This window comes from Wolbachia endosymbiont of Chrysomya megacephala, assembly GCF_008245065.1.
Classification (GTDB): domain Bacteria; phylum Pseudomonadota; class Alphaproteobacteria; order Rickettsiales; family Anaplasmataceae; genus Wolbachia.
In genome coordinates this window covers 281,036-294,395 of sequence record NZ_CP021120.1, presented here as the reverse complement: position 1 = coordinate 294,395, position 13,360 = coordinate 281,036, and the positions used below count along the sequence as shown (strand labels likewise).

The 13,360-nt window shown below is 35.1% G+C and carries 7 protein-coding genes and 1 pseudogene; all 8 read right to left on the bottom strand.

Translation table 11 applies throughout. The features are described from left to right. Nucleotides 1-67: 67 nt before the first annotated feature. Complete coding sequence (hemA, locus tag CAI20_RS01315; RefSeq protein WP_007302191.1) at nucleotides 68-1,264, bottom strand: 5-aminolevulinate synthase; 1,197 nt, start codon at nucleotides 1,262-1,264, stop codon at nucleotides 68-70. A 64-nt stretch (nucleotides 1,265-1,328) separates the two neighbouring features. Then, a complete protein-coding gene (locus CAI20_RS06620; RefSeq protein WP_019236765.1) occupies nucleotides 1,329-3,164 on the bottom strand; it encodes an ankyrin repeat domain-containing protein in 1,836 nt (611 codons plus the stop codon). 150 nt (nucleotides 3,165-3,314) lie between these two features. Next, entirely contained in the window at nucleotides 3,315-6,491 is a 3,177-nt protein-coding gene (locus CAI20_RS01300; RefSeq protein ID WP_149168705.1) for an ankyrin repeat domain-containing protein, read from the bottom strand. Nucleotides 6,492-6,529: 38 nt separating this feature from the next. After that, nucleotides 6,530-8,434 (bottom strand): molecular chaperone HtpG, encoded by a 1,905-nt coding sequence (gene htpG, locus CAI20_RS01295; protein WP_007302187.1) that lies wholly within the window; start codon nucleotides 8,432-8,434, stop codon nucleotides 6,530-6,532. A 158-nt stretch (nucleotides 8,435-8,592) separates the two neighbouring features. Beyond that, nucleotides 8,593-9,813, bottom strand: coding sequence for a KAP family P-loop NTPase fold protein (locus CAI20_RS01290; protein WP_007302186.1), 1,221 nt, complete (start codon nucleotides 9,811-9,813; stop codon nucleotides 8,593-8,595). Between the two features lie 55 nt (nucleotides 9,814-9,868). Further along, the gene (locus CAI20_RS01285; RefSeq protein WP_007302185.1) at nucleotides 9,869-10,951 is read right to left on the bottom strand and encodes a hypothetical protein; all 1,083 of its coding nucleotides are present in this window, start codon (nucleotides 10,949-10,951) and stop codon (nucleotides 9,869-9,871) included. A 118-nt stretch (nucleotides 10,952-11,069) separates the two neighbouring features. Beyond that, nucleotides 11,070-11,174 (bottom strand): annotated as a pseudogene (locus tag CAI20_RS01280) (recombination mediator RecR); the annotation flags it as partial. 137 nt (nucleotides 11,175-11,311) lie between these two features. Continuing rightward, nucleotides 11,312-12,859 carry a group II intron reverse transcriptase/maturase gene (gene ltrA / locus CAI20_RS01275; RefSeq protein ID WP_149168704.1) on the bottom strand — a complete coding sequence of 516 codons (1,548 nt, stop codon included), beginning with the start codon at nucleotides 12,857-12,859 and terminating at the stop codon, nucleotides 11,312-11,314. Nucleotides 12,860-13,360: the final 501 nt, after the last annotated feature.

Sequence of the window (13,360 nt, the reverse complement as noted above, 5' to 3'; positions counted from 1 at the left end):
ATAAAGCACTGATTTTGTACATTAACCATGCTTTTAAATAGATACCTTATTCTTGGCAACTTTAAACTCAACAACAGACACAAACAGATAATTTCTCAAAAACTTTTACAAGAGATTTTGTTAAATGCTCTATCATTTCATTTGTATGGTAAGGCGTAGGAGTAATACGGAAGCGCTCAGTCCCCTTTGAAACTGTTGGGTAATTTATATGTTGTACATATATTCCATACTCATCAAATAACAATTTTGATGCTTTTTTGGACAACTCAGGATCGCCAATTATGATTGGAATTATATGAGTTTCTGTTTGCATAAAATTCACTCCTGCATTTCTCAGTGAGTCTTTTACTTTCTCAACCACCTGCTTCTGCTTTTCTCTTTCAATGTTGCTTGATTTTAGATGCTCAACGCTTGCCTTTGCTGCTGCTGCTAAAACGGGCGACATAGCAGTAGTAAAAATAAATCCTGGGGCTGAACTTCTTATTACATCCACCAAGCTCTTTGAAGACGCTATATATCCACCCATCACTCCAAAAGCCTTTGATAATGTACCCTGAATAACAGTTATTCTATCCATCAAACCTTCTCTTTCTGCAATTCCGCCACCGCGCGGTCCATACATGCCAACTGCGTGTACCTCATCCAAATAGGTAATTGCATTATACTGATCTGCTAGATCACATATCGCTTCAAGCGGTGCTACATCACCATCCATTGAGTATACAGATTCAAGTGCTATTATTTTCGGCGTTTTTATATCTATAGACTTTAGCAACTGCTCTAAGTGATCAACATCATTATGCCTAAATATGTGCTTCGGTCTTTTTCCTGATTTTATACCTTCTATCATTGAAGAATGGTTTTTCTCATCTGAAAAAATTACCACGCCCGGAATAACAGACGATAAAGTACTAAGTGTAGTTTGGTTGGCAAGATAGCCACAAGCAAAAGTTAAAGCAGCTTCTTTTTGATGCAAGTCAGCCAAAGATTTCTCGAGCTCAACAACTTCCTTTGTTGTACCTGATATATTTCTTGTTCCTCCAGCACCAACAGATGAATTTTGAATAGCAGCAATGACACTATCGTTTTGTGACATTCCCAGATAATTATTACTGCACCAGACAATAACCTCTCTATTTCTTTCATAATCCATAATATAGGGAAGTTTGCCAGGTAATGACGCAAAATGCGTAAATTCACGATAGCGCCCTTCTTCTTTTATATCTTTGATTTTATTTAAGAATATTTTTTCGTAGTCTACCAAGTTTTTATCTATTAACAATCAATATAATTATAATAAATTATTAAATGATAGACTACTATATTTATTACTTAGACTGACATTCTTCTGTCTGCATAACCTTTTTGACCTGATTATCCTCAACTAAGCTTTTAGGTCTATAGCAGTACGTAATTGTAGCTGCAATAAGACAACAAACTGCAACTGCTACTCCTATTGCTAACATTTCCAAGTAAACTGCAACAGCTGCTCCTAAGGCAATAACAGTTATTGCAAGCGCAGAAGCAGCTACGACATACTTTTTTGTGTTTTGTGGATCATTCTTTGAATTGCTTGGTACGGTTGCTGAATAGCCTAAAGATGACATAAATTCCAAAAATCCCTTATTTCCTCGCTTTTTTGCCATATCTAAAGAGCTTCCTTTCAAAAGAGTATCTGATGGTTTATTAATAATTGGATCGTTTTCTAAATACGGGCTTGTACCATTGTCTATTAGCAATTTTGCAGATTTTTTATGCCCTTCATTTATTTTTCGATTATAAGCTATAACATGTAGCGCAGTACCAATATCCCTACTTTGTGTATTAACATACTTTTTTTTATCTTTTGCTGCACCTATCAAAATGGCAACTACATCAGAATGACCATTATCAGCAGCTAAGTGCAATGCAGTTTCACCATTATGATGTTGTAAATAAAGATCTGCCTTTTTTTTTAAAAGTAATTCCACCATTGCCGAATTACCTTCTGCAGAAGCATACATCAAAGGAGTAAGATTATATCGTTCTTTAGCATCAACTGTTGCGCCACGATCTATTAGCAATTCCGCAACATCTAAATGTCCATCGTACGCTGCTTCATGTAAAGGAGTTACTCTGCTGCCTGTACTGCTCACTGAGTTAACATTTGCACCGCTATCGAGTAAAAGCTTCACAAAATCTTTATGACCATTTCTAGCAGCTAAATGAAGTGCAGTGTCACCACCTACTTTTGTTTTTGATTTAATCTCAATATTTGCACCACATTCTAGTAAACTCCTGCCAAGCTCAACATTACCTTCTTGTGCTGCAACGTGTAAATGAATAAATCCATCATTATCATAATCTGTGAAACGTTCATTAATATCGTCTAGTAAACTTTCCCTACCAGCTTTTAATTCCTCAGGAATGATAAGTGTTACTTTACCATTTTCATACTCTACTTCACCGTTATGAAATTTAAGTGTGAATCTAAGTAAACTGTCTAATTCACATATCTTCTTTTCTGGGTTATAAGAATTGCGTACCACCATTGATGACTTATAGTTAATGCGTACATAATTCTCATCAGAACAATCGATGTACATGATCTTCTTGCAAGAATCGCTAGAAAGTACCTGATATTTTATTAATATACTATGTATTCGGATAGCAAGGAAAGCCATATACCCCGCTTGATTACAACTTGTGGTTAATTCCTCTATGAGGGAATCATTTGGAACCTCTGCTTTAGCATGTTTAAAAATTTCCGTAAAAACATACTTTGCAAACAGACGTTTATCATCTCCCTCATTATATTTATCATATAACCCTTTAATGAAACTATTATCTATAGTGCGATCATTGATTACAAAAAAATCCGTTCTATATAGGTCTTGATAAGCTGTGTTACCAGACTTTACATCTTCATTATTCTCATCTGCCTTTACTTGACCCAGCAGAGATTGTGTTAGCTGAAATTCTAACGTAGTTACTGCACTAGATTTAGTATCAGAATTATTAACGCCAGATTCCTCTTGACTTTCATTACCTGAATCCTCAGAACGACGGCGCTCTTTTTCCTCTCGTTCTAAAATTTCAAACCCTTCTTCAGTTCCCGAATCCCTAGAATCTGATTTCTTTAAAATTTTGTTTGATTCCTGTGATACAAAATCTGAACCTAACATGTTTTTCCTCACTAATTAGTAGCTAAGCTAAGTGTAGCATTAAATGGCAATTTTGTCAACTTAGCAAGCATCTCTTCGTAGTCTACCAAGTTTTTATCTATTAATAATCAATATAATTATAATAAATTATTAAATAATAGACTACTATATTTAGTATACAGACCTTTCCTTGAACACAATCTCTGCAGGCTCACCATTCTCAATTAAGCTTTTAGGTCTACAGCAGTATGTAACTGTAGCTGCAATAAGACAACAAGCTGCAACTGCTATTCCTACCGCTAACATTTCCAAGTAAACTGCAACAGCCACCCCTGAAACAATACCGGCTATTGCAAGCGCAGAAGCAGCTACAACATACTTCTTTGTATTTTGTGGATTTTTTTTGAGGCCACTTTTGCTGCTTTGCTCATTAATTCTTGGCAATTCTGTTTTTGGCTGTCCATTTCCGTTAGCAACTTGTTCTACATGCTCAGTAGGTTGATTAACGTTAATATCATTATTAACATCTTCAATTTTAATCGAAAGAAATTCATCTTCATCATCACTTGTTAATTCTACTCTTAAAGTACAAGGAACAGAATTACTAGAAACAGTACCATTAGCTGTTGCTTCAGCTTCCACTGTGTCAATTACAGATATTCTTGTTTCATGACCTTCTTCACTAATTTTTTCAAATGGAGAATTACTATTAGAGTCTGAGGAAGTTCCGGCAGAGCAATCACTTTTATTACCTTCAAGTTTAGAAAAATCATCCTCCTCAGAGCTCAGTGATGGTGAGCTTTCTTTAGACTCTACCAAAGGAGCTTCTTGGCTACTTGCAGCAGCTTCTACATTGTTGTCTACTGGTAATGTAGCAGCAGTGTGCTTGAGCTCATTTTCAAGAAATAGTATTATTTTTTCAAGAGCCTCTTTTTGCTCACCCTCTTCCAAATTTGTAATTTTGTCATTTGCTTGGTCCAAGAGCTTCTGTACAGTAGGTTCATATGTGCTGACTTCTAATTTCTTTAATAAATGTATCAAACGAGTAAGATTGATTCTATCGACAGCATTAGACAATTTTTCTCCTATAAATTTTTCATTTCCAGGCATTTTACCCTCCTCACAATTATTACCTATAGCTTCTTCTATTGAAGCCTCTTCATTATTCATAATATTCTCTACTTTATCAACAATGTTTCTTTGCGGCTGTTGATTATCAATATTTTTGGATTCTGGATCTTTTTTAATATTTAAATGCAAAGGTGTTTTATCATCTAAACCTTCAAGAAATTTTGTGATTTTTGATTCACTAGAAGATTTTTCCCTGTTTTCTTCCCTTACCAAATATAAACTTTTCGTTCCTACCAGATCTAAAGCTGTTTTGCCATCTCTATCTTGAATGTTCCAATCAGCTCCCTTGTTTACAAGTAATTTTACTATTTCAAATTTATCATGGTAAGCAGCCCAATGTAAAGCTGTTCTGCCATGCCTCTCATCTTGAATATCAATCTCAGCGCCATTTCCAATAAGCAAGCCCATTAATTCTAAATTATTACGTGCCACAGCCCAATGCAAAGGTGCATGCCCTGAATTGTCTATACTATTAATATCAGCAATTTTATGATTAATAATAGTCTTTGCTACATCTATAAAATCTTGTTGTATAGCATAGTGCAAAAATTTTTCTGACATATCAGAAACTCTAGACCTGGCTTCAGTATCTTTAAATTTATCTAATACCGCTTTCACGCATTCTTGATTACGAATAGACAACGCCCTTCGAAGTTTTTCACATATGCTATGCCAAGGTAGAATAGTACTTCGATTTTTTTCCAAATCTTCTAATAAAAGCTTAGTATAGCGCTGTCCACCAACACCAATAAGTAGCCTATCGAGACCTTCATCTTGCGTAAATAATATACTTTTATGCGTTTCTGCATACCTTTCCACAAGTGTGTCATCAGCTGCAATGGCTAGTAGTGAAAGCTCTTTTACTGAATAATTATAATAACCATTTGTTTCATCATAGCTATTATTCAACAGCACATTGTGCATATGATCAGTCAAATTAAGCTGTTGAGAGCAAAAATCCTTCAAATTACCACAATTTAAATCAGTAATAAATCTATCGCTTTCCTCTATATTATTTATAGTTTTATCTAAATCTGCATAATCACCATAATTTTTTGCTTTATTTATAACGTCTATTAATCCATCAAAGGTTAAATTTTTAGGGGTAATGGTAAATTCTTCTTCATTATGCCTTGGTTCTATATTAACCTGATCTTGAGGCCAAAATAACTCTGTTGCTACAACTGCTGTAACTTCTGCAACACCTACCAATACATTCGCAACATTACCTAAAATGCCTGGATCAGTAACTACTTTGTTTGCTACTTCACTACTATCAGATGAACTCTCAGTAATAGACAAGTCTTCAGCAGCAAATGACTTAGGTCCTTCATTCATATTTTTCTCAAGAGTCTCTGTAATTCTATTATCCTCATCTTCGAAATGCCTATTTATTTCATCTAACAAACTTTTGCCATCAACTTTGTAATTCTCTAATTGTTCAGGAATAGCAAGTGTTACTTTGCCGTTTTCATACTCTACCTTACTATCTCGAAACTTAAGGGTGAACTCTAAAATAGCATCAACCCTGCATATTTCCTTATTTGTATCAAGTTCTCTAACAGGCATACTTGGACAATACTGAATATTGAGAGAACCTTGGCTATTATATACAATACTTATCTTTCTATCGTTGGCATGAGGCAAGCTTAGTTTATGCTTAGAGAATATAGGAGAGAGCTGCATTAACAAAGAGCCATCATACCCAGCCTGATTGCAATTAGTAATTAACTCTTCTAATATATTGTCATTTGGAGTTTCTGCCTTAGCATATTTAAACATTTCTGTGAAAACTTGCTTAGCAAACAGGCGGTAATTTGCATTTTCACTCGAAATTAAGTGATTGTGCTGGCAATATAACTCGTGAACATACGCTTTGCTTATTGTTTGCCCATTAATTACAAAATCCATTCTTTCCAAATCAAGTTGTGCTTGCTTGCCAGAATTTGCATTCCTATTATTCTCACCTGCCTTTACTTGACTTAGCAAAGATTGTGTTAGCTGAAATTCCAATTCAATTGCTCTGTTAGTATTTTGTCCTTCCTCAACCTCTGAACAATTGCCTGAATCTCCAGAATGACGATGCTCCTTAATTTCTTCTTGTTCTAAAACTTCAAATTCTTCTTCAGCACCTGAATCTCTGGAATGGCGACGCTCCCTTTCTTCTGCAGTATCTACTGCTGGCGGCATGAGCCCACCAAGTAAATTCCACCCCATGTTTTACCCCCTAATTATTAGCTAAACTAAGTATAGCATTAAATAGAAATTTTGCCAAGCAAGTTATTGAGCCTTTTAGCAAATAGACTTACGTCTTCCATCTCTTCACCTTCCACTATACAAGCTTGATAGAACAATAAGTAAATCATATCTCCAAGTGTTGGATTTTCACCATTTTTAGCGTGAGATTCCATTATGTTTCTTATCAAAGGATGCTTAATGTTAATTTCAAGTACTTTTGGCGTGCGGTAATTTAGCTGCTTCTGTTCACGTAAAAAACGCTCCATACGGAGATCCATAGTTCCTTCATCAACTGCTAGACACACAGGACTATCGGTTAATTTCTTAGAGATCTTTACACTTTTTACTAAGCTTCCAAGAACCTTGGTGAAGTATTCGAGTATAGAATCCGCGTTTTCTTCGCTTTTGTTTTCATCTGATTTATTTTCTTCATCTTTCTTGCCTTCTTCTGAAGAAAATTTTTCTAAATCAACATCAGCGCGGGTCACAGACTTAAATTTTTGATCTTTATATTCATGAATCACGCTAGTCCAGAAATCATCAACTGGATCAACAAATAGAAGCACTTCCAATCCTTTGCTGACGAATCCTTCAAGTTGTGGACTGTTTTTTACTGAATCGAGACTATTACCTGTGAGATAGTAGATATGTTCCTGTTCAGGCTTCATTCTGCTTATATAATCATCAATGCTAACTAGCTTACCATCACTGGTGCTATGAAATCTGCAAATGGAAAGCAATGCTTCTCTTTCATCAGTTGGCATAGCTTCGCAAAGACCTTCTTTTAACACCGCACCAAAATTGCCCCAGAATTTTGTATATTCCTCTAAATTCTCTTTTGCTTTTTTGCCGAGCTCTGATATTATGCGCTTAGTTAAAGATTTCCTAATCTGCTCAACAACGCGATTGTTCTGCAGTGTTTCTCTGCTGATATTGAGAGGCAAATCCGGTGAATCAACCACACCTTTCAAAAAACGCAAGTACTGCGGTATAATCTGCACATTATCTTCAGTGATAAACACTTTATTTACATACAATTTTACAGAGCAGCGTCTATCTGGATGAAATAAATCAAAAGGCTTGATAGAAGGAACATAAAGCAAGTTCGTATACTCTATTGCACCTTCATTTTTATTATGAAATATCATCCAAGGCTCACCGCCCACATGTGCAACACCACGGAAGAAGTCGTTGTGCTCTTCTGGAGTAACGTCATTTTTTGGCTTAGTCCAAATTGCAGCTTTGCTATTTAATTTTTCACTTTTTCCTTCTTCATTTACAAACTCAACGGGAAAATTTATGTGGTCAGAGTAAGTAGTAACGATGTTTTCAATACGGAATTTGTCTAAAAATTCGCTTTCTTCAGGACGCATGATGAGCGTAATTTTTGTGCCACGAGAGATTTGACCATCTAATTTGCTGATTGAATACTCTCCATCTCCTTTAGATTTCCACACCCAAGACTCTTCTTCTCCGGCTTTCCTTGATTCTACTATAACTTCTGAAGCAACCATGAAGCTTGAATAAAAACCAACACCAAACTTTCCAATCAGCTCTACAGCTTGGCTCGAATCTTTATTATTCTTAATTGCATCCAAGAATTTTTGCGTACCAGAACTTGCAATCGTGCCAAGATTATCTATTAAATCTTGCCTGTTCATGCCAATTCCATTGTCGGTTATATACAGCTCATTCTTATCTTTACTGGAGCTAATAGTAATCTTCAACTCATCACTTGAATCTAATAAATCAGCATTTAATTGTGATTCATAGCGCAATTTATCACATGCATCTGATGCATTTGATATTAACTCACGCAAGAAAATATCCTTATTAGTATAAAGTGAATGAATTACTATATTTAGTACTTTGCCTACTTCAGCGTCAAATTTTAAACTTTCAGTTTCTTGTATGTTGTGCATTTTGAGCTCCATTATTAGCCTACTACTCTAATAATTTAAGTATTGCACTGCGATCTTTCAAGGTCACACATGCTAAAATTTATGTGGGCCAACTTATGGTTCCAATGCTAAACTGGAATAAGTACAACCATTGTGTCATGCAAATTAAGAAGAAAGTGCTAGAATATAATATCTCTTATTTGCTTCAAAGATTTGTTAGTCTTTGATTCTTTTTTTTTAAAAGTAGTCTCAAGAGAGATTTTAAGCTTTTTCCATTCTTCTTGACCATTTGGCATTAAATCACTCTCAATCTTCTCCAGTACTTTCTGAGGTGATGAATATAATTCCTCGTACAAATCAGTGTTTACTGACTGTAGTATTACTAAAAATGTAAATAAATTCGGATCAAGTAATTCTTCTTTTGCATGGTTCAAAAAACATAGCTTTATTCTTCTTATACAGTATTGTATTGCCTGCAGTGATAATGAGAAGCTTTCTGCATAAAATATAAAGCTATCTATAATTAAGCTCTTTGATTTTTTCGGTAATTCAGAACTTTCAAACAGTTTTCTTATAAACTGCTCTGTTGGCTGTTTTGGCAAATGCAAAGAGAGATCAGTAAAAGATTTTAGGCTAAAATTTGGTCCAAGTATTGTGCTAATTGCTCTTTGCACATTACTCTTATCTTGGCTAACAGAGATAATGAAAACCAGTCCCTCAACATCAAGCATGTACTTTATGGATTCTAAAAAATCGACAATGAATTTAGGGCGACATATATCAAGATCATCCACCATTATATAAATGTTTTTGTCTTTCCTGATTTTATTAACCACATCTGCTAGTTGTATTTTAAAATCTCTAATGTTCTCTTTTCTCCTTTGGAGAAGATTTAACTCACCCAAGACAAAACCAATGTCTTTCTTATCAGCCTCTTTTGCAGCATCGAGAAATACTGAAAGCATAGCAAGTGGAGATTTACTGATCAGCTTTCCTAATGTATTGAGAGAAAATAGTTCTTGGTTTATGTTTTTGAACTGCTGTATAACACTCCTTTTTACTTTGTATGATGCGAATAGATCCTCAAACAGGAAATGCAAAAAAGAAGGCAATGGTTGATCTAGCGCACTAATATCCCATGCGCTGTAATAAGCTGCAATTTCATTTTGCTGCTCTAGATCCTTTACCCATTCTTTCAAAAAAAACGTCTTACCCCATTTATCATATCCTTCTAAGGATACAATAGAAAAAGACTTACCAATTGTCTTGATTATAGAACTAAATTTACTTGCAACTTGTTTATAGCCTAAGCAATCATTCTCCCAAGTTATTACCTTAGGTAATTGCTCGTCTTCTTTTTTTCTGAATCTTACTAATGATATAAGTTTTTTAAAGCACATAAGATCCTTATGCTATATTTTACTATAGTATCTTATAAGTTAAGGGTCCAGACAATCATTTGCTTAGTAATCCATGTTTTTCTAACACATTAATAGAAATGTTTTTCAAGCTACTTACAGGATCAAGCACACCACATGGATCATATGTGATAGTTTTTATTCCTGTTTTTTCTTCTATGCATCTTTCCATGTATTGCACGTAATTTTGTGTAAGATCGTCTATTACTTCCTGTGTTTCCTTTAAACTTTTACAATCTTTGAATTCAGTTACTAGTTGCTCAATTCCACTTTCATAGAGTCCAGAATAGTTTTGAATTATAAAACTCCTGTTTTTAATAGCTTTTTGTATTAAAGGAAACATCCCGTTTATATAAGCTAAGCTTCCTGCATCCAAACTGATATCTATTGTTAACTTTCCTTTTTCCTTCCATAAGTCTATTTTTTCCTCCATGATTTTCCTACTATCACAAGTTTTTATTAATTCTATTAGTGCAGAATTACCATACTTATCAGATACCCAGTCACTATGCACAAAGTTTTTATACACCAGCATTAATGGAAATATAAAGCTTAGGTTATCAATATATCGAACATATTCGTCTTGATTTAATTTTCTTATTATTTTGCTGAAATTAGGTTTAATAATAATATCCTTATATCGAGCATATTCGTATTCGTCTAGATTGAATTTTCTTGTTATTTCGCTGAAATTGAAATAAGGCTTAATAATAATATCCTCATATCGAGCATATTCGTCTTGATTTAATTCTCTTATTATTTTGCTGAAATCAGGATCCTTATATCGAGCATATTCGTCTTGATTTAATTCTCTTATTATTTTGCTGAAATCAGGTTTAATAATAATATCCTTTAATAAATCTGTATTGTGAAAATTAATATCGCTTTTTGTTAAGAGTAGATCATTTGATTTAAAATCAAACTCTTTTAATTTTTTCACTTCTAAATTAGGCACTTGTAGTCCTAAGTCAATCTTTATATCCTTTAATATGTATCCAATTCGTTTACTATCTGCGTATTCTTTGTTAAATAGCGCAATGAAATCAAGAGCGATTGATCTTGATTTTTTGATTAACCAACTATAAGTATCACGTACTCCATCTAGTACAAAAGTTAACATAACCCCTCATTTTTAAATACCATATTTAAATGTATAATATTTTCAATTAGCAAGCAAGTTTCTAGGCTGAAGTATGTTACAGTATTTTTAAAGTATGTTGCTCAGAAGAAATGGAATATTATTTAATATCCTGTCTTGAAGTAAGCGCTATCTTCAGAGTCCCTTCATCTAGGTAGTCAATTTCTCCACCTATCGGTATACCACAAGCAAGGCGCGATATTTTTACATTCGAATTCTTTAGGTCAGGTAAGGAAGCAGTATTACTACTACCCCCTCCCTTAGAAACGCAGCATGCAGGTTTCCCCACACTACGCTTGAGCCCCTTATCTAAGTTCTTCTTTTCTAGAACCGGCTTGTCCTTCATGATTCCTCAGGAAACATCATTCTTAATGGTGACACCAACAGTAGAGAACCTTCTCTTGAGAAAGAGCTTGCTAACATTCTTGTTCGTTTCACTCTCTCATCAAAATACTTTTTCCATTTTAAGTCAAGGGGATTTGCATCCGCTCTGATTTTAACATGTCGTCTGATAGGTATATCAATCAGCTTAAGCAGTCTTAAATACCGTATCTCTTTTGGTTTGTTCTTGCATATGGGTGCAGCAAAAACCCATTGGCGTTGACCCATTACTTTGAAGTAACGATTCTTTATCCAACGTAATCCTTTACGAGGATGTCTTTTCTTTGCCCATTTCCATAAACTATGCCAAATTTCATTGTCGATCTTTCTAAACGCTTTTTTAGCACACACATGGTGATAGTAATTTCCCCATCCTCTCAGTAGAGAGTTGAGTGACTTAATTACTATAGCCTGAGTGTTCGCTATATTTGCTTTTATCAATGTACGTGCTTTATTAAGAAGTCTTTTAATACTTTCTTTCGAAGGTTTAATAATTAACTTCTTATTATATCTACGTACATTACAACCAAGAAAGTCAAACCCTGTTGTGATAGATGTAATCTTTGTCTTCTCTTCTGACAGAATTAAACCTCGCTCATGAAGAAAAGATGATACTAAAGGCTTAACTTCCTTTTCCAGTACTTCATGTGTGAAACCTGAAATAATAAAGTCGTCTGCGTATCTGATTACATTCACTCCACTTCTGATTTTGTTTCTTTTTCTACTGCCGAGTTTACCAAATCGACTTTCCAATAACTTTTCAAGTCCGTTTAAGGCTAAATTGGCTAGTATTGGAGAAATTATACCACCTTGCGGGGTACCTGCAGTTGTGGGATACAGAGTTTTTGATTCTAGGAAGCCAGCTTTTAACCAACTATGCAGAATTTTTTTCTCCATAGGAATATGCTTCATAAGCCATTCATGATTAATGTTGTCAAAGCATCCTTTGATATCACCTTCAAGTATCCATTGTAGTTGATTACGACTTGCCAGTAACAAATGACAAGCTACTGTAGCATCTGCACAGGATCTTTTAGGTCTAAAGCCATAGGAGTGACGATCACTGATCGTTTCAGCTATCGGTTCCAGAGCAAACAGATATAATGCTTGCATGGCTCTATCTTTTATCGTGGGTATTCCAAGAGGTCTTCTTTTGCCATTAGATTTACTGATATAAATCCGTTTTAGCGGAGAAGGTTTATATCCTCTTTGCTTTAACTGCTTTATTCCTTGAAATTTAGCATTGCAAGTTGACCATAGTTGACGATCTACACCTGCTGTGGTTTTTCCTTGGTTTTCAGTTACTCTCTTAACAGCCAAAGCTTTTCCGCTAAAAGAGCGTGTGAGAAGATGTTGTAAAGCTTTTACCTTACCCCATCTTCCTTCTTGGACAGCCTTAACAATACGTCTTTGTAGCCTCACAATAACTTTCTGGCATTTCTTCCATGGCAATTGCTTCCATGCTTCAAAGCTTTCGGTAGATGCACTTACGGGTTTACTTGTAATCATCTGCTTTCCTACCTTAAGTGGTTAACAAAGTTTCTTGTCACGAGGGACCAAATGGAAGTCTGCTCGTTTTCACGCGAATTAATGTTACAAATTCTATCCATTTCGTTACAAAATGGCATTCGCTTTCTCCATTCTCCTTTACCTGCACTTCCATCAGCATTCCTTGCGGTTTGCTTGCCATGTAGGCGAAAATACAGGCTTACCCTGTTTCTCCAGTCATACAACAGTGGGTTAGGTGGCTTCTCTATACCGGTGGAGTTATTATTTGCGTACATCTAGAAATGAAAAATGTAACTTATCCACATTACCTTTTGGTCAGAGCTTATCAGCATCTTTAGCTCTTTCATCGTATCGGTACTTATAAAGCTTCACTTACGTTCACCATACCACTAGCCTAGCCCTCCAACCACATGATGCTTGCAGTTTATGCCCCTCTCACGATTGAGCATCTTCTTTTTCAAGAGGAGGTTCATTGTCCGCATCGCTTGGCACCAACCGGTT

Bases quoted from the DNA above. Each gene is read 5' to 3' on its own strand.
- CAI20_RS01285 (WP_007302185.1), bottom strand. From the start codon at position 10,951: ATGTTAACTTTTGTACTAGATGGAGTACGTGATACTTATAGTTGGTTA.
- CAI20_RS01290 (WP_007302186.1), bottom strand. From the start codon at position 9,813: ATGTGCTTTAAAAAACTTATATCATTAGTAAGATTCAGAAAAAAAGAA.
- ltrA (WP_149168704.1), bottom strand. From the start codon at position 12,859: ATGATTACAAGTAAACCCGTAAGTGCATCTACCGAAAGCTTTGAAGCA.
- CAI20_RS01300 (WP_149168705.1), bottom strand. From the start codon at position 6,491: ATGGGGTGGAATTTACTTGGTGGGCTCATGCCGCCAGCAGTAGATACT.
- CAI20_RS06620 (WP_019236765.1), bottom strand. From the start codon at position 3,164: ATGTTAGGTTCAGATTTTGTATCACAGGAATCAAACAAAATTTTAAAG.
- htpG (WP_007302187.1), bottom strand. From the start codon at position 8,434: ATGCACAACATACAAGAAACTGAAAGTTTAAAATTTGACGCTGAAGTA.